This window comes from Streptomyces sp. NPDC007971, assembly GCF_042958635.1.
In the GTDB taxonomy this organism is placed as follows: domain Bacteria; phylum Actinomycetota; class Actinomycetes; order Streptomycetales; family Streptomycetaceae; genus Streptomyces.
The window spans coordinates 77,113-99,134 of the sequence record NZ_JBIBJK010000023.1; the positions used below are offsets into that span (position 1 = coordinate 77,113).

The 22,022-nt window shown below is 70.0% G+C and carries 18 protein-coding genes and 1 pseudogene; 8 read left to right on the top strand and 11 right to left on the bottom strand.

Annotated features, from left to right (window positions below; genetic code table 11):
* Positions 1–368: 368 nt before the first annotated feature.
* The 3 genes from ACFZCP_RS37015 to ACFZCP_RS37025 form a co-directional block, all read right to left on the bottom strand.
* On the bottom strand, positions 369–1,361 hold the full coding sequence (locus ACFZCP_RS37015) for an SRPBCC family protein (protein WP_391437583.1): 993 nt from the start codon (positions 1,359–1,361) through the stop codon (positions 369–371).
* Positions 1,362–1,365: 4 nt separating this feature from the next.
* Complete coding sequence (locus ACFZCP_RS37020; protein WP_391437587.1) at positions 1,366–2,223, bottom strand: histone protein; 858 nt, start codon at positions 2,221–2,223, stop codon at positions 1,366–1,368.
* A 465-nt stretch (positions 2,224–2,688) separates the two neighbouring features.
* Positions 2,689–3,372, bottom strand: a complete 684-nt coding sequence (locus ACFZCP_RS37025; protein WP_391437592.1) for an ANTAR domain-containing protein — start codon at positions 3,370–3,372, stop codon at positions 2,689–2,691.
* Positions 3,373–3,618: 246 nt separating this feature from the next.
* Here ACFZCP_RS37025 and ACFZCP_RS37030 point away from each other — a divergent pair, with 246 nt between their 5' ends.
* Positions 3,619–3,951 carry a helix-turn-helix domain-containing protein gene (locus ACFZCP_RS37030; protein WP_362699594.1) on the top strand — a complete coding sequence of 111 codons (333 nt, stop codon included), beginning with the start codon at positions 3,619–3,621 and terminating at the stop codon, positions 3,949–3,951.
* 697 nt (positions 3,952–4,648) lie between these two features.
* On the opposite strand, the gene ACFZCP_RS37035 is transcribed toward ACFZCP_RS37030, so the two are convergent.
* Complete coding sequence (locus tag ACFZCP_RS37035) at positions 4,649–5,041, bottom strand: cytochrome P450 (protein WP_391437605.1); 393 nt, start codon at positions 5,039–5,041, stop codon at positions 4,649–4,651.
* A gap of 319 nt (positions 5,042–5,360) precedes the next feature.
* On the opposite strand from ACFZCP_RS37035, the gene ACFZCP_RS37040 reads away from it, so the two are divergent.
* Complete coding sequence (locus ACFZCP_RS37040) at positions 5,361–5,918, top strand: WHG domain-containing protein (RefSeq protein WP_391437612.1); 558 nt, start codon at positions 5,361–5,363, stop codon at positions 5,916–5,918.
* Positions 5,919–6,174: 256 nt separating this feature from the next.
* Here the strand turns inward: ACFZCP_RS37040 and ACFZCP_RS37045 are convergent.
* From ACFZCP_RS37045 to ACFZCP_RS37060, 4 genes and pseudogenes are all read right to left on the bottom strand, one after another.
* Positions 6,175–6,318: pseudogene (locus tag ACFZCP_RS37045) on the bottom strand (flavin reductase family protein); the annotation flags it as partial.
* 9 nt (positions 6,319–6,327) lie between these two features.
* Entirely contained in the window at positions 6,328–7,095 is a 768-nt protein-coding gene (locus ACFZCP_RS37050) for a DUF6215 domain-containing protein (RefSeq protein ID WP_391437616.1), read from the bottom strand.
* Positions 7,096–7,177: 82 nt separating this feature from the next.
* Positions 7,178–8,656 (bottom strand): glutamate--cysteine ligase, encoded by a 1,479-nt coding sequence (locus ACFZCP_RS37055; protein ID WP_391437619.1) that lies wholly within the window; start codon positions 8,654–8,656, stop codon positions 7,178–7,180.
* Positions 8,657–8,749: 93 nt separating this feature from the next.
* A complete protein-coding gene (locus tag ACFZCP_RS37060; RefSeq protein ID WP_391437624.1) occupies positions 8,750–10,816 on the bottom strand; it encodes a SpoIIE family protein phosphatase in 2,067 nt (688 codons plus the stop codon).
* 193 nt (positions 10,817–11,009) lie between these two features.
* Here ACFZCP_RS37060 and ACFZCP_RS37065 point away from each other — a divergent pair, with 193 nt between their 5' ends.
* Positions 11,010–13,472 carry a SpoIIE family protein phosphatase gene (locus ACFZCP_RS37065; protein ID WP_391437629.1) on the top strand — a complete coding sequence of 821 codons (2,463 nt, stop codon included), beginning with the start codon at positions 11,010–11,012 and terminating at the stop codon, positions 13,470–13,472.
* A 253-nt stretch (positions 13,473–13,725) separates the two neighbouring features.
* Here the strand turns inward: ACFZCP_RS37065 and ACFZCP_RS37070 are convergent, their stop codons facing one another.
* Positions 13,726–14,547, bottom strand: coding sequence for an NAD(P)H-binding protein (locus tag ACFZCP_RS37070; RefSeq protein WP_391437632.1), 822 nt, complete (start codon positions 14,545–14,547; stop codon positions 13,726–13,728).
* 82 nt (positions 14,548–14,629) lie between these two features.
* Between ACFZCP_RS37070 and ACFZCP_RS37075 the strand changes: the two genes are divergently transcribed.
* Positions 14,630–15,238, top strand: a complete 609-nt coding sequence (locus tag ACFZCP_RS37075) for a TetR family transcriptional regulator (RefSeq protein WP_391437635.1) — start codon at positions 14,630–14,632, stop codon at positions 15,236–15,238.
* Between the two features lie 12 nt (positions 15,239–15,250).
* Here the strand turns inward: ACFZCP_RS37075 and ACFZCP_RS37080 are convergent, their stop codons facing one another.
* Positions 15,251–15,736 (bottom strand): hypothetical protein, encoded by a 486-nt coding sequence (locus tag ACFZCP_RS37080; protein ID WP_391437639.1) that lies wholly within the window; start codon positions 15,734–15,736, stop codon positions 15,251–15,253.
* A 179-nt stretch (positions 15,737–15,915) separates the two neighbouring features.
* On the bottom strand, positions 15,916–17,754 hold the full coding sequence (locus ACFZCP_RS37085; RefSeq protein ID WP_391437643.1) for an acyl-CoA dehydrogenase: 1,839 nt from the start codon (positions 17,752–17,754) through the stop codon (positions 15,916–15,918).
* 499 nt (positions 17,755–18,253) lie between these two features.
* On the opposite strand from ACFZCP_RS37085, the gene ACFZCP_RS37090 reads away from it, so the two are divergent.
* The 4 genes from ACFZCP_RS37090 (at position 18,254) to ACFZCP_RS37105 (ending at position 21,981) form a co-directional block, all read left to right on the top strand.
* Positions 18,254–18,937, top strand: coding sequence for a ScbR family autoregulator-binding transcription factor (locus ACFZCP_RS37090; protein WP_362699551.1), 684 nt, complete (start codon positions 18,254–18,256; stop codon positions 18,935–18,937).
* 118 nt (positions 18,938–19,055) lie between these two features.
* Positions 19,056–20,294 carry a cytochrome P450 gene (locus tag ACFZCP_RS37095; protein ID WP_391437652.1) on the top strand — a complete coding sequence of 413 codons (1,239 nt, stop codon included), beginning with the start codon at positions 19,056–19,058 and terminating at the stop codon, positions 20,292–20,294.
* Between the two features lie 276 nt (positions 20,295–20,570).
* On the top strand, positions 20,571–21,227 hold the full coding sequence (locus ACFZCP_RS37100) for a ScbR family autoregulator-binding transcription factor (protein ID WP_391437657.1): 657 nt from the start codon (positions 20,571–20,573) through the stop codon (positions 21,225–21,227).
* 355 nt (positions 21,228–21,582) lie between these two features.
* Positions 21,583–21,981 carry an ACT domain-containing protein gene (locus ACFZCP_RS37105; RefSeq protein ID WP_391437664.1) on the top strand — a complete coding sequence of 133 codons (399 nt, stop codon included), beginning with the start codon at positions 21,583–21,585 and terminating at the stop codon, positions 21,979–21,981.
* Positions 21,982–22,022: the final 41 nt, after the last annotated feature.

Consider the following 22,022-nt stretch of genomic DNA (forward strand, 5'->3'; position numbering starts at 1 on the left):
ATCAGCAGACCGCCGCCGAGCAGTACCAGTCCGGCGAGGGCCAGCAGACTGCGGTTGACCTCGACCTTCACCCTCCGAGTGACGGCCCCGCCTCCGCCTGTGCCGGGGACGCGTTCCCGCATGGCGCCGAAGGCGGAAGGCGTGAGCCATCCCCGCGCCACAGGTTGTAGATGCCCGATACCTCACGGGTGGCCATGCCCGAGATCGCGGTTCTTCCTCCGTGTCTCGGCCGGAGCCCGGGCCCCGGTACAGCTTCAGCGCGCTCACGCCCGCATCGGGCCGGCTGCCTGGATCGATCGCCGATCAGGTCGGCACGGCCTCCACGGGCCGGATGCGAGCGTCAGGCGTACGCACTGCGGCATTGACGATCACCGGCGCGCCTTTTCACCCTCGTCTTCCTCGGCCTCCTCGTCTTCCTCGTCTTCCTCTTCGTCGTATTCGCCTTCCTCGTCTTCCTCTTCCTCCTCTTCGGGGTAGTCCTCTGTCTCTTCCTCATCGGTGTATTCGTCGTCGGCAGAGGTGTCCTCGGCCTCTTCTTCTTCCTCCTCCTCGATGGCCTCCTCGTGGGTGCGGACCACTTCGCCGTCACGGATTTCGCCGCGCCAGCCTTCCGGTTCCTCGTCGGTCAGGGTGACGTAGCGCTGGAAGTGCTTGAAGTCCAGTCGCAGCCGACGCCCTTGGGCGCGCCAGATGTTGCCGGTCTTTTCGAAGAGCCCCGAGGGGTAGTACTCGACCACGAGCACGATGCGCGTCAGGGTCGGGGTCAACTCGTGGAAGCTGACGCAGCCGCGTGTGGTGCCCTTGGCACCCTCAGAGGTCCACGCGATGCGCTCGTCCGGCACCTGTTCCTGGACCGTGGCTTTCCAACCGCGGGTCGACGGGCCTACCTTGACCTTCCAGTCGCTCTCGGTGTCCTTGCCCTTCGACACGCTGCGGACGCCCTTGGTGAAGCTGCTGAACTTCTCGTACTGAGTCCAGTGGTCGTAGGCGAAACGAAGAGGCACACCAACGTCGGCCACCTCGATGATGTTCATGACCTTGGTACTGCCGGACCCGCGGCCCTTGCCCCCGCCGAAAGCTTCCTTGACCTTGCCGACCACGTTGTCCTTGATGCTTTTCGCCTTCTCGCCGGTCAAAGCCTTGAACGGTGAGTCACCTTGAAGCATCCTCAGACCTGCTTTGGGGAGTACGCCGCCGTTCTCCACGACGCCGGTGAGTCCTTCGGTGATCTCCCCCAGCTTGTCGCCCGCCTTTTCGGCCAGGTTCTCCACCTGGCTTCCCAGGAAGCTGGTGAAGGCGCCGCGCAGCTGGTCCAGCCCCGATCCCTGCCCGTTTCCGGTGTCACGTGCTGTGCCGACCATGGTTCTACCTCCGCCGTCCGGTAGCCGTCCTCGGCGCCGTCTTCCTGGCAGTGGTCTTCCTTGCGGTGGTCTTCCTCGCCGGAGCCGAGGACTTCCTTGCGGGCGCCGTCTTCCTGGCAGCGGGTTTCTTGGCGCTGGTCTTCTCCGACGGGGCTGCGGACCTCTTTGCGGGCGCCGTCTTCTTGGCTGTGGCCTTCCGTGCGGCAGTCTTCTTCGCCGGGGCCTTCCGGGGAGCGGCTTCAGCGGGACGATGCCTTCTCGGCTTTCGAGCGGCACGGCGATGCCTCGGCACGGGCTCTTCCCGCTCTTCCTCCTCCGGCTCCTCTTCCTCGGACTCTTCCTCCTCACCCTCTTCGTACTCTTCCTCGGGCTCGCCCTCTTCCTCCTCCTCGGGTTCTTCCTCTTCGTACTCTTCCTCGGGCTGGTCCTCTTCCTCGTCCTCGGGTTCTTCCTCTTCGTACTCTTCCTCGGGCTGGTCCTCTTCCTCGTCCTTGGCGCCTATGCGGGCGGTGCGCTCGTGGAGCGAGTCGGCCAACTCGGCGAGTTTGCGGTCGGCCACCGCGCTCATGGCCTTGCGTCCGGCATCGAGGACTTCGCCACGCAGTTGCTCGTTGAGGTCGGCGAACTGAGGAAGTTCACGAAGCCTTTTGATCCCTTCCGCCAGCAGCTGCTGTGGTTCCAGACCGAACCGGCGGCCGGCCAGGTAGGTCGCTGCGGCGAAGGCGACCCGTGCCTTCTTCGTCCGGCCGAGGACATACCCGCCGAGAACTCCGGCGGCAAGAGCGATCTTGGGTACATCATTCATCAGCTTTCCCCTCACAGGGCGGCCGAGCGGATGCTTCGCCTGGCGGGTGTCAGCCAACAAGGGCTCCCACACCGCTCGGGCGGAGGATCCGAATGAAGCAGCGGACAGCAGCCGTTCTGATCACTCCGCCCTTTCTTAGTCTCGTGTCATTGCCCTCACCTCCGCCACGAGAGGGGAGGCACGGTCCGAGTTCCCGGCCCCTTCTCCAGAGAAACAGCCTTTACTGTCAGCTCTTACGGGTGTGTGTCCACGCTTTTCGTCCCCGCCCCGCCTGGACGGAGGCCGGCGTTGTTCGCTCCGTGGCGATCCGAGCACGGGCCATGCACGCCCCGCTCTGTCTTAGATGGCGGTCCCGGCGCTAGATGGCGGTCGGATACTGCCGTTCGTGTCCAGGGGCTGCCTGAGCTTCTCGCAGCGCTCGCCCAGCTCTCCCGCAGGAGCGAAAGTCGGCCCGCGCCGTGCCCGCTGGTCGAGCCTTGCACCCGGCGGTCACAGCGGTGCAGACCTCCTGCCCTTCATGTCTCAGGTCACCTCCTCGCAACCGTCGCCCTCTTCGGCGGGCTGCCGGGCAGGTGAAGTGGGAGTGCGGAGAGCCAGGAGGGCTGCGCCCAGGTGCTGCTGCACGGCTTCGTCCAGGGCACTTCCCTGGACGGCGGTGACCAGTTGCCGGGCGAGCTGATGGAGTTTGGTGTTCGTGTTCTGGGAGACGGCGACCAGCACGTTCCAGGCGTCCTCGGGGCTGAGGCGGAACGAGGCCATCAGGACCCCGATGGCCTGGTCGATGACAGGGCGTGTCTGCATGGCGCGGCGGAGCTGCGCGACCTCCGTGTGCAGGTCCTCGTCGCGGCTCAGGGCGTCCTCCTGGGTGTCTGCGGCCGACAGGATGGACCTCTCTGACGGCAGGTGCGGGGAGCGGCCCCGGGACGTGAACAGGGCCTGTGTGCCCGTTGCGCTCAGGAGGCGCTGGACCGGGCGGCTGGCCGCCCGGATGGTCAAAGTCTTGCCGGAGCGCTGTGCATGATGCCGGGCGGCCAGCAGAGCTCTCAGACCGGAGCAGTCGCAGAACGTCGTCCCGGTCAGATCGAGATCGACCCCCCGGGCTCCACGCCCGACGGCTTCCCGCAGGGCGGATACCAGCGCCTGCTCTGTACAGAGATCGATCTCGCCGCCGATCGTCACCAGCGCGCGTCCCCGGCGCAGGGACATATTGATCCTCAGGTCCGATGGCGGTTGGGCCCCGGGGGCGGGGTGATCGGCCGCTCCTGCGTACACGGTGAGGTCCTCCTCCCTGGCGCGTCGCCGCGGAAGCCTCGGCTCGACCATGGCCCACCTCTCCCGTTCGTGTCCCAGGGCCTCGCTATCAGATTCCCCCTACCGGCCTTACCCGTCAAGAAATACCTGAAATCCAATTCGCATTTTTAGACACGTGAACGAAACGCCTATCATGGGCGCATGGGAGAAGTGCCTGAGCCACACACCGGATGGACGTTCCTCACCAACCACGCCCGGGTGCTCGCCACCATCGCGGACGACCGCACGACCCGCATGCGCGACATCGCTGCACGGTGCCGGCTCACCGAGCGCGCCGTCCAGAAGATCATTTCCGACCTGGAAGCCGATGGATACCTCACCCACACCCGTGAAGGACGAGCCAACGCCTACCGCATCCAGCCCGGAACCATCCTGCGACACCCGGCCGAGGCAGGCCTGACCGTCGCGGAACTGCTCGCCCTCCTGGTCCGGCACGAAGGCGGTCACACGAACGAGACCAAACGCGCCGACTAGCGGCCACACGGAGGCGGCACAGGCCGGTCGTCCAGGGGCGGCGCTTCGGCCCAAGCCTGTGCACATTCAGGGCCTGGCGGGGGTGGCGAGCGCGAGTACTGCTCCAGGCCGATCACCCGGCGCCTGCGCATCTCTTCCGCATCCGCCAGAGTCCCCCCTCACCCGCTGCGTTGCTCACCTCATTGGTCGTCGTCACGGCCGAGCAGGTACTCACGTTCGCTTTACCGCGAGCGGTCCACGCCGCAGCGGCCTGATGGCGGAAGTGGCTCGCTCGGTAGGCCGGGCGGGGCAGTCGGTGTTTCCACGGCAAAGGTGGGGCGGGGAAGTCTGGTCTGGCGATCGAGTACGGCTATGCCCGTCTCCGAGTACCTGGGGCTCTTCGAACGCCCGAGGTTCGGTCTGATGCACTTCGCGGAGCAGACCGCTTGTCGCGCGCTGTCATCGGCAGCGGCTTCGCCCCGAGCTGGGCGACGACGGTCGCGTGAACCCGCTGCAGGAAGCCGAAGACTGATCCGCCCCGTACGCCAAGCAGACGCGCACCCGGACGCGCAGCAGTACTGCACGGAGAACGAGGCATTTGATCTGCAGCTCCGAGTGTGCTGCCACAAAGCACGCGTTCGGTGTTGCGCAGGGCGCTCGCTTCTCGGGCCCGCTGGAAGGGTGACCTGCCGTGCAAACCGCATTGCTCCGTACAGCCTCATCGCCGCCCGCCTTGCCCCTGGGCCGCAGCGGAAGCGACGCTGGAACCCGGCTGCTCCGTCCCTGGGACTGGCCGCCGCCGTCGGACACACCGTCCGGGACATCGACGTCCCCGGCGGCGGACGGCCCGTACATGGTTCAGCGGCGTCTTCTCGATCTGCTTGAAGAACCGCGTCTCGTCGCAGACTTCGGCCACCAGGTCCGGGTCGTACACGAAGACCTGCTCGATGCCGGCGATGTCCATGCCGTAGATGCCCTCGGGGAACTGCTTGGACAGCTCGTTGAAGTACTCGACGGGGTTGGTGTCGGGGATCTGCGGCGTGTGGCCGAGCAGGGGAATGCCGCGCGGGGACCGGATGGGGCGGAGGTCGTTCGCGGAGTGCGTGGTCATGGCTTGCTCCTGTGTGTAGAGGGGGATGGGCAAGGGCGCGGTGCGCTGGCCGATGCCGTGGCGCCTCACGGAAACACACGCCGTATGGAATCAGTGCCGTACGCCGTATGGAACCTCGAAGCAATCCCCTGTGGTGCGACCGACCGCTGTGATCAAGGTCATTTCCATACGGTGTACGAAACCGATACCGTACGAGGTATGGAAAAGAAGGTGAGGCGTCCCCCGCGGGGAACGAGGAAGAGAGACGTGCCTCTGACCGAGGCCGGGATCCATACCGCCGCCGCGGCTCATCGACGCGGACGGAGTCGAGGCGCTCACCATGCGCAAACTCGCCACCGTGCTCGATGCGAACCCGATGTCGCTGTACCACCACGTGCCGAACAAGGAAGCCGTGCTGCGCGGCGTGGCGAGAATGGTCGGCGCCCAGTTCCGCACCGTGACGCTTCAGGACGCTCCCTGGCAGGAGCGCATCCGCCTGCTCGCCACGGACTTCCGTACGCTGGCGCATCGTCACCCCGAGCTGATGGCCTACTCGTTCAGCCACCAGCCGGACTTCATCCAGCCCGACGACCCGTTCTGGACCGCGCTCACCGCGATCGTGGCCGCCGCGGGAGTGCCGGAGTCGGAGGTCTCGGAGGCCGCCGCTCTGGTGGTCGCCGTCGTCGTCGGTGTCCTCGCCGCCGAACTCAACGGCTCGCTTCACCAGTGGGCGAGCCTCAAGCCCCCCGGTCTCGCCGCCGGTGCAGACGAGTCCACGGCCGCAGACCCGTCAGGGCCCGTCCAGGACCGCAGGTTCCGCATGGTGATGGACACGCTCATCACGGGCCTGGAAAGCCGGCTTGCGGCCGAACGTGACAGCCAGGGCCCGGGCCGTTGAGTCCCTGCTTCTGAGGCGTTGCGGCCTGGGGCGCCCTTGATCGGGCTGCGACGCACTGGAAGTCACGCTTGAACTGGTACAGGCACTCGAACAGGTACTTTCACCGAAGCTGAAGTCGATGTATGCACGTTAGGGCTCGCAGAGGAACACCATGCGGGTGTGCGACGTGCTGACCTGCGAACTCAAGTCTCCAAACCCACAAGCTATTTCTCTTTGAGCCCTTAGCGGGTCAGCCGGATCGTCATCGCTTTCCTCGGAACATCGCAGGCGCAAGATTGGCCGTCTCGCCGTCCGTGGCCAGGGTCGACACCCAGGCGATCGGCCGGGGCACCACCACATGGGTGAGCAGCTGGTAGAAGGACCTCGGGTCCGCGGAAGCCGGTGAGTAGTCGACGCGCATGGCAGCCCGCTATGCGGTACCGGCTGAGGACGCACGAGCGGTGGGTCGCCCGACTGCGGACGAGGGTGCGCCGCCGGGCGGGTGGCCGGCCCGGCCCCCGGCGCCGGTCCAGCCGGGGACCGTCGGCAGGACCCGCTCGGCCACCCGGAACAGTGCCGCGTCGTCGGGCGTCACGTCGTCCTGGCGCCAGAGGGCGACCTCGAACGCGCCGCCCCCGTCCTTGGCGTCCCGGGCGACCAGCAGATGGCGGGCGATGCCGCCGGTGCCCGTGTCGACCTTGCCGCCGCCGAGATGAAAACCGAGGGAGATGGTGTGGTCCGAGTAGAGCACGGCGGGGTGACCGAGAACCGTCCTCGACTCCGCGGACGTTCCGAGGAAGCCGGCCATCTCGCCGACCCGCAGATCGTCGTCCGACGCCCACAGCTTCACGGAGTACGTCGTCATCGAGACCTCCGCCTCGGGCGAGGGCGTCTCGGTGCCGTCGGCGTCCTTGAACGAACTCTCGGACCCGTAGGCGTTCTCAGCCTGTTCCCGGGGTGTCCCGAGGAGCGTGGGCAGATCCGAACGGTTCAGCGCCGTGCACAACCGGGCGGCGGACACGCGCGTTCCGCCGGGCTTGTGATGGTCCTCGGAGCAGGTGGCCGGCCCCCGGTTGGTGGAGCCGTGCAGTTCCTGCTGGGCCCACAGGACTCCCGCCAGCCCGGCGAAGACCAGCACCGCCGCCAGTGCCTGGACCCCCGGTCTGTGGTTCTCCTCGGACGCGGATTCGTCGGCCATGCCCCCACCTCTGCTGTTCCCCCGGCAAATGCTGGGGGAGCCTACCCGGTGATCGTTCCGGCCTGCATCCCGAAATTGGCGGTCAGTCGGCCGGCCATGTGTGCACCGGCGCGTTCAGGTGCATGTAGTCGATGTACAACTGCGTCATCCGCCGCAGGCACTCGTGCCGGCCGGCCCGGGTCGAGGCCTCCAGGCGGTGGACCATCTCCTTCTGCCACACCGCCCCGTTGCGCGCGGTGACACAGCGCTGCTCGATGATGCCGAGCAGCGGCTCCCGCCAGGCCGCGTCCATGCCGGAGAGCTCCAGGCCGCGGTGTGCCAGCGGGAGCAGACGCCGCAGGAGGAGTTCCGGCACCGGCAGCTCGCCCATGCCCGGCCAGTACAACGCCGCCTCGATCCCGTGCCGGGCCGCCGTGTGGAGGTTCTCCTCGGCGGCGGCGAAGGACATCCGCGACCACACCGGCCGGTCCTCCTCGACCAGGGCGCGGGTGAGCCCGTAGTAGAAGGCGCCGTTGGCGAGGGTGTCGGCGACGGTCGGCCCGGCCGGCAGCACCCGGTTCTCCACCCGGACGTGCGGTCTGCCCTGGGCGACTGCGTACACCGGCCGGTTCCAGCGGTAGATCGTGCCGTTGTGCAGGGTGAGTTCGGAGAGCTCGGGGATGTCCCCGCGGTCCAGCGTCTCCGCCGGGTCCTGGTCCTCGCACAGCGGCAGCAGGGCCGGGAAGTAGCGCAGGTTCTCCTCGAAGAGGTCGAAGACGCTGTTGATCCACCGCTCGCCGAACCACACCCGGGGCCGCACCCCTTGGACCTTGATCTCCTCCGGGCGGGTGTCGGTCGCCTGCTCGAACAGCGGGATGCGGGTCTCGTGCCACAGCTCCTTGCCGAACAGGAACGGCGAGTTGGCCGCCAGCGCCACCTGGATGCCGGCGATGGCCTGCGCCGCGTTCCAGTAGGGAGCGAAGTTCTCCGGGGAGACCTGGAGGTGGAACTGGGTGCTGGTGCAGGCCGCCTCCGGAGTGATGGTGTCCGCGTAGGTCCGCAGCCGGTCGACACCGTCCACCTCGATGCGCAGGTCCTCGCCCCGGGCCGCGAAGATCTGGTCGTTGATCAGCCGGTAACGCGGGTTCTCCGACAGCGACTCCTCGCCGATGTCCTCCTGCCGCAGGGTGGGCAGAATGCCGATCATGACCAGGCGCGCGCCCACCGACCTGGTCCGCTCGTCCGCGTGATTGAGCGCCGCACGGATCTCGGACTCCCAGGCGTCGGGACCGCCGGCCGTCAGCCGGCGGGGCGGGACGTTGATCTCGAGGTTGAAGCGGCCCAGTTCCGTGGACCACGCGGGATCCGCGATCGCCTCCAGCACATCGCTGTTGCGCATGGCGGGCTCGGCCGAGCCGTCGACCAGATTCAGCTCGATCTCCAGCCCGACCTGCGGCCGTTCGGCCTCGAACTGCGACTCGCGCAGCATCTGCGCGAACGCGTCGAGGCACTCCTGCATCTTGCTCCGGTACCGGCGGCGGTCCTCGCGGGTGAAGACGAGCGCCGGGACGTCCCGTCCCATCGGCCCTCCAGGGTTGCGCTCCTCGGAGACCTTTCCCACCCAGCGTCGCACCGACCGGCGAACCCCACCAAGCGGATGGTGGGCGCACGCGGCCTACAGGGCACGGGCGACGAGCAGGGCCACGTCGTCGTGGTCGTCGGGATGGCGCAGGCCGTGCAGCAGCCGGTCGCAGGTCTCCTCGAGCGGACGACCGGGGTCGTCGAGAAACCCGAGGAGGACGTTCAGACGGTCGTCGATGGGGTGCTGCCGGGTTTCCACGAGTCCGTCGGTGTAGAAGACCAGCAGGTCGCCCGAGCACAGCTCGGCCGTGGTGGTCTCGAACGAGATGCCGCCGACACCGAGCGGCGCCCCGGACGGAAGGTCCAGGAACCGCGGAGGCCGGCCGGGCCGTGCGAGTGCGGGCGGCATGTGTCCCGCGTTGGCGATGGTGCACCGTCTCGTGCGGGGGTCGTAGACCGCGTAGAGGCAGGTGACGATGTAGTGCTCCAGATCGCAGGTGATCTTGTCGAGATGCTGGAGCACCGCGTCGGGGGCGAGGTCCAGGTCCGCATAGGCACAGGTCGCCGTGCGCAGCCGCCCCATGGTGGCGGCCGCGTCGATGCCGTTGCCCATGACGTCTCCCACCACCAGGGCGATCTTGTCGTCCGCGAGCGTGATGACGTCGTACCAGTCGCCGCCCACTTCGCTGGTGGCCAGGGCGGGCTGGTAGCGGGAGGCGAGTTCCAGGCCCGTGTGGTGCGGCGGGTGGTCGGGCAGCAGGCTGCGCTGGAGGGTGAGGGCGGTGTTGCGCACGCTCTGGAACCACCGGGCGTTGTCGATGGCCACGGCGGCGCGGCTGGCCAGCTCACCGGCCAGCACCACGTCGTCGTCGTCGAACGGCTGCGGGTTGCGCGTGCGTTTGAGGTCGAGGGCGCCGAGCACCTCGCCATGGGCGATCAGCGGCACCGCGAGATAGGAGTGCACGCCGGCGCGGGCGAGGAGCTCGCCCGCCTCGGCGTTGCGCGCGATGCGCGGCAGGTCCCGGTCGCCGACATGGCGGACGAGGACCGGGCGGCCGGTGTGGACACACAGGGTGACCAGGCGGTCACCCTCGTAGGCGGCGAGGTCCCCGGGCGGGTCGGCGGCGCGCAGCGCCACCGTCGGCTGGGCCGCCTTGAGGGCGAGGGCACGGAACAGCTCCGGGCCGTTGTCCGGCTGCCGGGCCCGGCGGCACGCCAGCGCCGCGTCGAGCACGTCCACCGCGACCACGTCCGCGAGCACGGGGGTGCAGATGTCGGCCAGTTCGTGCGCGGTCTGCTCCACCTCCAGCGTGGTGCCGACGCGGGTGGAGGCCTCGGCGATGAGGGCCAGGCGGCGCCGGGCCCGGTCGGCCTCGGCGGCCGCGTGGTGGCGCTCGGTGACGTCGACGACGGAGACGGCCGCGCCCAGGACCCGCCCGCCCGGGTCCTCCAGGCGGTAGATGGACAGTGACCAGGCATGCTCGTGGTCGGGGTCCGGCGGGGGACGGCCGACGTGGTACTGGTCGAGCAGGGGGATGCCGGTGGCCAGCACCTGACGCAGCGCCGACTCCACGGTGTTCACGTCGGGGAAGGGCAGCGTCTCGCGCAGGTGACGGCCGATGTGGTCCTCGGCCGGAATGCCGTCGATCCGTTCCAGCGCCGGATTGACCAGGAGATAGCACAGCTCGGGATCCAGGAGGGCCAGGCCGATGGGGGACTGGTTGATCAGCCGCTCGCACAGTGCCAGATCGGTCTCGACCCGCTGGAGCAGGGTGTGGTCGGCCGCGATGCCCAGTGCGTAGACGTCGCCCAGATCGTCCAGCAGGCGCATGGTGCGGAACTCCGTCAGGCGGCTGCTGCCGTCCTTGTGCCGGACCGGGAAGGCGCCGGCCCATCCCCGGCCGGACTCCAGCACCTCGGTGAACAGACTCACCACGGCCGTCAGGTGCTCGGGACGGATGAGCAGCTCCGCTGCGTCCTTGCCGAGGACGTCGTCCGCGCTGTAGCCGAACAGCTCCTCGGCCTGCGGGGTCCAGAACACGATGCGCCCGCGGGTGTCCAGCGCCACCGCGGCCACGCTGAGCACGTCCAGCAGGCCGGTCGGCCGAGGCCGCGGGGCGTCGTGCTCGTCGCCGTCGGCGCGGAAGGAATCCACTGCCATCCGAGATCCACCTCCACCGGCCGGTCGGCCTCGCGTGTGCGCCGTGCCCGAGCACAGATGACCGGTACCTCTCCATGCTGCCCCCAGCGTTCCGTCTGGCCCAACCCCAGGCTGTGGCACGGACGGCGCGCCGTCCGGCTCGTGCGCATCGGTCGGACAAGCGGGACCATGGTGGAAATAAAGGATGGATCGGATGGAATCAGGGCGAGACGGTGTCGACGCTTGCACGCCCGTGGGGACGGGCGATGCCTTCGACGCGTCCAGCGACGCGACGGCGGTGCTCTCGGCGGACGGCGTCGTGGTCGGCTGGAGCCGGGCCGCCGAGGCACTGCTCGGCTACCGCCCACGGGAGGTCGTCGGCCGTTCCGCCGCACGTCTGCTGGCCATGCCCGGGGACCCGGCACGCGCCGTCGCCATCGCGCAGCGGTGCCGGGTCGGCATGGGATGGAGCGGTCTCGTCCCCGTGCGGCACCGGGACAGCCGCCGGATCGACATCGATCTTCGGGTGTCGGCCTCCTTCCGGATCGACGAGAAGGAGTGCTTTCTGGTCTCCGTGCGGGAGCAGCGGCAGCAGTGGACGGTGGGCCAGTCCGTTCTGGACGGGTTCCTGACCCGTTCACCGGTCGGCATGGCCGTGATGGACCGGGAACTGCGCTATGTATGGCTGAACGACACGCTGGAACGATTCGGCGGTGTGCCCCGGGACCAGCGGCTGGGGCGCCGGCTGAGCGAGCTGTTGCCCGGCCTGCAGGGAGAGACCATCGAGGGGCTGATGCGCAAGGTACTGGCCACGGGGGAGCCGGTGACCGACTACGAGTACCTGGGCTGGAGCTGGGCAGATCCCCACCGCCGGCATGCCTACTCCAGCTCGTTCTTCCCTCTGATGGACGGGGCCGACACGCAGGCCGGGGTCTGCTACATGGTCCAGGACGTCACCGAGCGCTGGACCGCCCGCCAGCTCCTGTCGCTGGTCAACGAGGCCGGCACCAGCGTCGGCAGGACCCTCGACGTCGTGCAGACCGCACAGGAACTGGCCGACTTCGCGGTCCCCCGCTTCGCGGACTTCGTGGCCGTCGACCTCCTGGAGCCTGTGCTCAGTACCGACGGGCACGCAGGCTGGCCGAGTGACGCCGGGCCGGCCCCCGCGCGTCCTGCGATGCGCCGCGTGGGCCTCCAGTCGGTGCGCGAGGGCTGCCCCGAGGCGGTGGCACAGGTGGGGGAGGAGGTGGACTTCCTGCCTCCGCCCGGCGACGCGAACCTGCTCGTCAGCGGTGATCCGGTCCTGATCCCGGTCGTCGACCCGTCCGACGACCTCTGGGTGTCCGAACAGCCTGTACGGGCGGCCCGGATGCGCGAGTTCGGCATGCACTCCCTCATCTCCGTGCCGATGCGGGCGCGTAACACGGCGCTCGGTCTCACCACGTTCGTGCGCTCGCTCAACCCGGTCCCGTTCGGGCCCGACGACGTCCTGCTGGCCCACGAACTGGTGGCACGGGCGGCGATGTGCGTGGACAATGCCCGCCGGTACACCCGGGAGCATGATGCGGCCGTCACTCTGCAGCGCAGCCTGCTGCCGCACGCCCTGACCGGCGGAACGGCGCTGGAGGTGGCCTCCTCCTATCTGCCGGCGGACGCGAGCGGCGGGGTTGGCGGCAACTGGTTCGACGTGATCCCCCTGGCCGGCGCCCGGGTGGGACTCGTCGTCGGGGACGTGGTGGGCCACGGCATCTCCGCCGCGGCGACCATGGGCCAGCTGCGCACTGCGGTGCAGACCCTCGCTGCCATGGAGATGCCGCCCGACGACCTGCTCGCCCACCTCGACGACCTCGTCATGCGGCTGAGCGGCGAGGAGACCGGCCGGGGCGCGGCCACGGGGAATGCGGCGACCTTCATCGGCGCGACCTGTCTCTACGCCGTCTACGACCCGGTCACCCGGCGGTTCACCATGGCCCGGGCCGGACACCCGCCCCCGGTGGTCGTCGCACCGGACGGGCACGCCTACTTCCCCGAGATTCCGGCAGGGCCCCCACTCGGCCTGGGCAGCATGGCCTTCGAGTCCAGCGAGATCGAACTGGCCGAGAACAGCCTCATCGGTTTCTACACCAACGGCCTGATCGAGGGGATCGACCAGGACGTCGAGTCGGGAATGGCCCGGCTCGGCACGGCGCTGGACCAGACCGCAACGGATCTCGGCGCCCTGTGCACCCACACCGTGCAGCAGCTGGTGCCGGCGCCGCGGCCCGACGACGCCGCTCTGCTGCTGGCGCGCACCCACGCCCTGCGGGCGGAGCAGGTCGCCTCGTGGGACGTGCCCGCCGATCCGGTGGCTGTCGCGCATGCCCGGGCCGAGGCCATCCGCCGGCTGACGGACTGGGGCCTTGAGGAACTGGCCATCACCACGGAGCTCATCGTCAGCGAACTGGTCACCAACGCAGTCCGGTACGCAGGAGCGCCCATCCGTCTACGGTTGCTCCGCGACGCCAGGCTGACCTGCGAGGTCGCCGACACCAGCAGCACCGCCCCCCGGCTGCGGCACGCCCGGAGCATGGACGAGGGTGGCCGCGGCCTGTTTCTGGTGGCCCAGCTCGCGCATCGCTGGGGTGCCCGCTACACGGCCGAAGGAAAGATCATCTGGGCCGAGCAGGAGATCCCGTGACGCCCGGGTCGTAAACGCGCCGCACGTCGGGCCACGGACCCGCGACGCCGGGGTCCCGAGCGCGCCGCCGGGTCGGGGACCCGTGACGCCCGGGTCTTGCCTGCACTGCCCGGCCCGGGACCCGTGACGCCCCGGTCTCACATGCGCCGCCGGGCAGGAAGCCCGTGACGTCCCCGCCCAGAAGGCGCAGGCCGTGGTCGGCCTGCCCGGCGAGGGGTTTTCGGCGGAGGCGGCACCCGTTCCCCGGAGCGCCTCAGCGGAAGGCCGGGGCGTTGCGGGCCGCCCACGCGGCGAACGGGGTTGCGGGGCGGCCCAGGATCCGCTCCACGTCCGCGCTGACGGCCTGTTCCCCGGGGGTCGGCTCGCCGAGGATGGAGAGGGTTCCCTCCACCACCGGTCCCGGCATGAACCGCGCCATCTGGTCCCGTGCCTCCTCACGGCTCTGCTCCACGAAGGTCACCGGCTCACCCAGGGCCTGTGCAAGTCCGGCGGCCCGCTGCCGGGGGGTGGCGGCCTCGGGTCCGGTCAAGGTGTAGGTGGCCCCGTCGTGCCCGTCCTGGCGCAGCACGGCGGCGGCGACCGCGGCGACGTCGTCGGGGTCCACGAACGGCAGGGCCACATCGGCGAAGGGCGCCGCCGCGGTGCGGTGACGCCGCACGGATTCCGCCCAGGCGAGCACGTTGGAGGCCATGCCGCCCGAGCGCAGCACGGTGAAGGCCAGTCCCGACGCGGCCACGGCCGCCTCGAAGCCGGCGGCGTGCGCGTAGCCCTGCGGCCGGGTGCCCACGCCCTGGGAGGACAGCAGGACCACCTTCGTCACCCCGGCCGCGGCGGCCTGCTTCAGGATCCCTTCGGGATCGTCGCCGGCCACCAGCAGGAACAGTGCCGTGGCCCCTTCCAGCGCGGGCGCCATACCGGCAGGCTGCCCGAGGTCGGTGGCGACGGCCCGCACCCCCCGCGGGACGTCCTCGGCGGTGATGCGCCGGGCCACTGCTGTCACGGTCTCGCCCTCCTGCGCCAGCTTCGCCACCAGCGCCCGCCCGACATTGCCCGAACCACCCGTCACCACGATCACGGCACTCACTCCTGATTGAGTTAGTTGGCTAACTAAGAAAGTGCATTAGTCGTGGCGCTCGGCCTTGTCTATCCTTAGTCAGGTGACTGACTCAAAAACCGGTGCGGATGCCGGAGCCGCCGCCCGTTCCGGCCGGGGCGGCAAGCGTGAACGCCTGGTCGAAGCCGCCGTCCAGGTCTTCCACCAGCAGGGCGTGGAGAAGACCACCCTCGCGGACATCGCCCGGGCCGGCGATGTCCCCCTCGGCAACGTCTACTACTACTTCAAGACCAAGGACCAGCTGGTCGAGGCGGCGCTGGGCGCCCACTGCGACCGGCTCACCGTGCTCACCGCCCGTCTGGACGCACTGCCCGACCCGGCCGGCCGGCTGAAGGCGCTGATCGACGGCTGGGTGGAACAGCGCGAGACCGCGGCCCGCTTCGGCTGCCCCTTCGGCACCCTGGCCACCGAACTCGACAAGCGTGACGACGGCCTGGACGAAGCCGCCGCCACGGTCATGCGGGCCCTGCTGGACTGGGTCGAGCGGCAGTTCGCCGAGCTGGGCCGTTCCGACGCCCGTGCCCTCGCCGTCGAACTGGTCGGGGCCTACCAGGGCATGTCGGTCCTCACCAACACCCTGCGCGACCCCGGCCTGATGGCCGATCAGGGCAGACGGCTCCAGTCCTGGATCGACGGCCTCGCCAGGCCCTGACCGGGCCCCGGGTCAGATGCCCATGGAAGCCATCTCGACGGCCGAGCGGTAGTTGGCCGCCGCGGTCACGACACACGCGCGGTAGGTCCGGTTGTCCTTCACGACCAGGAAGTAGTCGCGCAGGTTCTTCCAGTAGCCGACCAGGTAGCCGATTCCCGGGAGGAACCCCGGCGGGCGCGGGACGAGCGCGAACGCCTCGCTGCACTTGAGGATCTCCCCGGTGGCCGTCGACAGGACGTCGGCCACGTCGGCGTTCATGTTCCAGCCGGCCGCAAGTTCCGGGGTCCAGATCGCACCGGCCACCTCTCTGAGGTGTTCCTGCTCCTCGGGGGTGGGATCGGTGAGCACGCCCGCCGTCACCCGCGCGGCGCTGGCCGTGGGCGGCCCGGCCGCCGCGGCAGCGCAGGGTCCCGCCACGGCGACGGCGATCAGCGTCGTCGCCACGGTGAGCGCCGTGGCCAGTACCGTGCGGCCGGTGTGTCCGCTGTCTCGCGCCATCCGTCGACCCCTCCCGTCGGTCCCCGGTCCGCTCGGCCGGGGCCGTCCGAACGTGTCATGGGCGGACGAACACGGCAACGGCGACAACGCGCCACGGTCCGGGCGGGCAGTGGCGGCGGCGGGCGTCCCCGTACGCGACGGGCCGGCGTCCAGCGCCACGGGGCGGCGCCCACCGCCTTCTACTCGGCAGCGGTGGCGTAGTCCGCGAGCGAGACGTGGCCGGAGTTGACCAGCGGGATCCCGTCGAGGTACGCGGCCGGCAGGTCGAACGCCTCGACCAGGTCCGTCATGTGCGGGGCGAGGCCGCCCAGCACGTCGTCCAGGAGTTGGGGCAGGGCACGGACCTGCTCGCGGGACAGATGGCCCTCGGCCAGCAGGTCGCCGGTGTGCTCACCGAGCTGTTCCAGCAGGAACAGCAGGCAGAGCCTGTCCAGCAGATCACGGGTCCCCGGGTCCGCCGCCCGGGAGGCTGCCTCCAGAAAGGCGTCGGCGGCTTGCAGCCGGGCGTGCACCGAGACCATCTCCAGGGCGGCGGAGGAGGCGCCGTTCCACCGTTCCACCGGATCCCCCGAAGGGCCCCGGCGCAGCGCCGTGCGCGCCCGGTCCTGCCAGATGACCTCGGCTCCGGCCAGCAGATCGCGCACCTGCCGGGGATCCGCCAGGCGGGCCACGCCGCCCGGGGCTTCGGGGTCCGTCCGGGGCGGCTGGTGCTCGAAGAGCATCTCGGCGGCGGCCTTCACCCAGATCACCAGGTTGTCGCCCTCGGCCGTGATGGTGCCCTCGACGTACTGCGGGAACTCGGACAGGCCGTTGACGGCGAACAGGCCCTGGGCGCCGCAGCGTTCCCGGCACTCGATGGTGATGTCCCGCGCCTGCCAGGTGATCCAGCTCTTGGCCACGGCGATCAGGCGCTCGGTCTCCGCCCGCCGCCCGGTGTCACGGCCGGCGTGCTGCTGCGCCCACTGCGCGAGCACCGAGCGGTGCAGGAAGGTCATGGCGTAGGCCGTGGCGAGGCCCTTCAGGAGCCGGCCGTGGTGCGAGCGGTGGGCGTTGACCGGGATGCGCTGACCCACCCGCGGGCCGCTGACCTGCCGCTGGTCGCCGTAGCGGACGGCTATGGCGAGGGCGGCCCGGGTCGCGCCGACGGCGGCACCGCTCATGCACAGCTTGCCCATCGTGACCCGGCCGATGGACTGCAGGAACCTCTTGCGCCGGTTGCCGAGGCTGCTGTGGAGGCGGCCGTCGGCGTCCAGGCGGCCGTGCGCGGACTCCAGCAGGGCGTCGCGGGGCAGCAGCACGTGGTCGAACGCGGTGAGGCAGTGGTCCACCGGGGCGCCGGTGCGCAGGGGCAGCCGGCGCACCCGCACTCCCGGCAGCAGGCCCCTCTCGTCGCTCAGCGGCGTCAGGAACAGGAAGACGCCCTCGTCCCGGCCGTCGACGAGGAGCCGGGCGGCCACCACGGCGCTCTTGGGTCCGCCGGTCATGCTGGTGTTGGGCATGAACTTCTGGGCGCCCGGGTGCGGGGTGTTGAGAATGAACCCGCCGGTGACCGGGTCCCGTTCGGCGGTGGTCTGCAGCGCCCAGGCGTCGTTTCCGTGCTCCAGCTCGGTGCACAGGAACGTGCCGGTGCGCCGCAGGGTCGTGTAGTCGGACAGGTCCCGGCTCTCGGCGCCCTCGTGGTCGAGCAGGCTGCCGAGGAAGAGGTTGTAGTGGATGCTCGCCACCGTGCACAGGCCCCCGCCGCCGTCCACGATCGCCGCCCACTCGTGCAGCCCTGCCAGCAGCCCCGGGTCGTCGGCGAGTTCCTCGGCTCCCCGGACGGTGTCGTTCACCACGCGCAGCCACTCGTAGGAGAGGGCCGCGCGCCCGGCGGAGTCCAGTCCGGGGCGGTGGCGGAATGTCTCCTGCGCGATCAGGTCGCGCCACCTCGCGTGGATGTGCTGCCGTTCCTCGCCACCGAAGAGAAGACGGGCCAACTCGCCGGCGAGCGTGCCGGGATGCGGTCCGTCGGACCTCAAGTCCGGACCGTCCGCCCGGCTCCTTTCCGGATGAGCCACCTGATGCGTGTCATAGTGCTCGATCTCCGGCAAAGAGGGGATATGTACCTGAGGTGTCAGAAGGGTCATGACCCTCTCCAGTAGTCGCAGATCCGGAAGGGTGGGATGCGTAGAGTCAGAAGATACGGACCTCCCGGTTTGCTAATCAAGCCAAGTTTCTGCCAACGGCGGCTGAACTGCGACGACATGGGGTCGGCGCCCTGCCGCAGAAACGGAAGGGGATTTCCGGGGCCGCTTCGGGCCGGAGGGCCTTCTGGCGTGCGCAACTGCTGCTCGGACGTTGAGATACCGGCTGACAGGTTTTATTCTGGTGCACAGCGACGGCCGGGATTTCCTGTGTGCAAGGTGAGGAGGGGGCGGGGGCATGCTTGAAAGGCCATCTTTCCGGGTGGCAGGATACGTACCTGTCGGTTTCTTTTTGTCGCCGACCGGCCCGTGAAGCCAGTGCGGAGGATGTGCCGTGGCCTTGCAGGAACGAGCGATCAGGACAAGGCGCAACATCCTGGTGGCAGCCGCCGACGTCTTTGCCGAAGTCGGCTACGAGGCGGCGACCATCTCGGAGATCCTCCAGCGGGCGAACGTCACCAAGGGCGCCCTCTACTTCCACTTCGCCTCCAAGGAACAGCTCGCCCAGGCGGTGCTGACCGACCAGCTGAAGGCCGTGCCGGCCTCGCCACCGAGGGAACTGGTGCTCCAGGAGGGGCTCGACGCCGGGTTCCTCCTGGCGCACCTGCTCGGCACGGGTGACCCGATGGTGCGCGGCAGCATCCGCCTGACCGTGGACCAGGGGTCACCGCACGACGGGCTGGACCGGCGGGTGCCGATGGCCTCGTGGGTCGACCACAACGCCCATCTGCTCGAACGGGCGAAGGCGAACGGGGAGTTGCTGCCCCAGGTCGACGTGGAGGCCGCGGCGAAGGCTTTCGTGGCCGCGTTCACCGGGGCGCAGGTGCTGTCCAAGATCATGAACGACCATGCGGACCTGATGGAACGGGTGGTCGACCTCTACCGGCACCTGATGACCAGCATCGCGGTCCCGGCGGTACTGGTGCGCCTGGACATGTCGCTGGACCGCGGAAGGCGGGTCTACGAAGAGGCCGTGGAGATGAACCGGGAGCCGGAGGAGGCTCCCGCCGTCTCCTGAGACGGCAGCCTCCGACGGCCACGGAGGCAGGTATCCCGGGTGCGGGGAGCGGACATCGCTGCCATGGGCACGTCGCGACGCAACAACGTGATGAAGGACCGACCCAGGGAGCACTGTGATGGAAAACACCGCCTGCCCTTACGCCTTGGACCTGATGGGCCGGGACCACAGGGGAGAGGCCGCGATGCTGCGCGCCCAGGGCCCCGCGGTCCGGGTGGAACTGCCCGGAGGGGTGTTCGCCTGGGCCGTCGTGCAGCAGGCGTACGTGGAGCGGCTGCTGACCGACCCGCGCGTCTCGCGCAGCGCCCGTCTGCACTGGCCGCCGTTCATCGAGGGAAAGATCACCGAGGAGTGGCCCCTCTATCCGTGGGTGGCCAACGAGAACATGCTGTTCGCCTACGGAGAGCATCACACCCGGCTGCGCCGGCTGCTGGCCGGAGCGTTCACCGCGCGGCGCTCCGAAGCGCTGCGCCCCCGGGTGGAGGAGCTGTCGGCCGAACTGCTGGGCAGACTCGCCGCCCTCGCGCCCGGGACCCGCATCGACCTGCGCACCGCCTACGCGGAGGTGCTGCCGCTGCGGGTCATCTGCGAGCTGTTCGGTGTGCCCGAGGGCCCCGAGACGGACGCCCTGTCCACGGCGTTGAGCACCGTGTTCAGCTCCACCGTCTCCGCCCAGGACATGGAGGCCGCGCGGCTGGAGGCCTTCGGGCGGCTCGCAGCCCTGGTGAAGACCAAGCGGGAGCAGCCCGGCGACGACCTCACCAGCGCGCTGATCACGGCCCGGGACCACGGCGACCGCCTCACCGAGGAGGAACTGCTCGGCTCCCTCTTCATGTTCATCGCCGCCGGCCAGGACACCACCGCCACCCTCATCACCAACGCGGTCGGCGCACTGCTGACCCACCCCGAGCAGCTGGCGCACCTGCGCGCGGGACGGGCCGCCTGGCCGGACGTGATAGCCGAGACCATGCGGGTGCACACCCCCGGCGCGTACGCGCCGATGCGGTTCGCCGTGGAGGACATCGACCTCGACGGGGTGCGGATCAGCAAGGGCGACTGCATCCTCGTCAACTTCGCGGCGGGCGGCCACGAGACCGACCGGCACGGGGCGGACGCGGCCCGCTTCGACCTGCTGCGCACCGCCGACCGTGACGTCCTCGGTTTCGGTCACGGCCCGCACCGCTGCCTCGGCGCACCGCTCGGTGAGATCGAGGCCGCCTCCGCCCTGTCCCGGCTCTTCGAGCTGTTCCCGGACGTTCGGCTGGCCTGCGCGCCCGAGGAGTTGGCGCCGCTGCCGACCTTCATGCTGAACGGCTACCGGTCGCTGCCCGTGGTGCTGCGCCCCTCGGCGTCCTGAGCCCGGGGCGACGTGCCCGCCGGAAGTCCGCTGCCCGCCCGGGGCCGCGGGCTTCCGCGTTCCCCGGAGTTCACGTCGCCTTACGGATCTCCTTGGGGACAGGACACTCAAACCAGCCACGCGGTTTGATTGTTCCCAAGTGCCGTTCCTCGACGTTTTTGCCCTGGTGCCCCGTCAGGTCTTGCCGCGCCGAACCCTCATAAACATACTGAACATGCGGTTATCTGGAGCTGTGGCTCCGGGGCCGTGTCCACGCAGGTTCAGGAGGAGGGCGTCATGGTCAAGCAGGTCCGTGCGGCTCGCACACGGCAGGCCCTCGTTCTCGCGGCGGCCGAGGCCTTCGCCCACGACGGATACGCCCGTGCGTCACTGCCGGCGATCAGCAAACGGGCCGGGGTGAGCGCCGGCGCCCTGCACTTCCACTTCCCGAGCAAGGACGACCTCGCGGGCGAGATCGAGAGCGTGGCGGCGTGCCGGGTCGAGGAGTTGGCCGAGCGCTGCCGGTCTGCGGGCGGCAGCGCGCTCGGGGTGCTCGTGGCTGCCATTCGCCAGCTCGTGGTCACCTTCGCGAACGACCCGGTCGTGCGCGCCGGTTTCGCCCTCAGCGGCGACCTGTCCCGGGACGGCGGTGCCACGGTGCTGGACCGGTGGCACGGCTGGGTGCGTGACGTCGTCGCCCAGGCACAGCGGACGGGGGAGCTGACGGACGGAGTCTCGCCCGAGGGAGTGGCCGTGGCCGTGGTGGCCGCGACGGTGGGCTTCGAGGCGCTCGGCAGCCGGGACCGCGACTGGCTGTCGAACGAACGCATGGTGGAGTTCTGGGCCTGCCTGCTGCCACGTCTGTCGGCCGTACCCGGACCCGACCTCGCCGGGGTGCCCGAGCGAGGAACGGCCGTCGAACGGGACGCCGAGCAGAGTCTCGCCGGCCTCTGACGGTGCCCCCGGCAGCGCATCGACACCCGGCTCCGCCCCGCGTGACGCTTGCCCCGCCCCCCTCGCGGAAACCGGCCCGACCACGGCCCGGCATCCCCGGCCCCACGGCCCCCGATCGGGACGCCGTACGACATGAACTGGAGAAACACCTGATGCACGAGTCCCGTCGGTCGACCTCTGGCGCGGGAGCGCCCCTGCGCCTGGAAGAGTCCGCGCCCGCCCTCCGCGGGTCCGACAGCACCTGGACCCTCCTGCCGCCCGCCCGGGCCGCCCGACTGGGCCGTCCGGTTCACCGCGACACCAGGCCCAGCCACTTCGAGGAGTGATGCGGCCCGTCTCCCGTAACGTGGTGATCATGAGCGGTGAGAGTGATCTGCAGAAGCTGCTGAGCGGGATGCGTCCGGAGCTGAATCCGGGCCGCTATGTGTTCACCACCGTCGAGGGTGGCGTGCCCTCCGGGGTGAGCCCGGTGGTGACGGTCGCCGAGCAGGAGGGCCTGACCGTCGTGGCGCCGCTGGAGGAGGCGGACGCCGCGGGGATGGGCTACGACTACGTGGCCGGCTGGATCACCCTGCGGGTCCACTCCGCGCTGCAGGCCGTGGGGCTGACCGCCGCGGTCGCACGGGAACTCGCCGACGCAGGCCTGAGCTGCAACGTCGTCGCCGGGTTCCACCACGACCACGTCTTCGTGCCGTACGAGCACGTCGACCGGGCGGTGGCGGTCCTGGAAGACCTGGCGGAACGCTTCGCCTGAGCCGGCGGGTGAGGCGCGGCAGGTCGCGGACACGGGGGTTG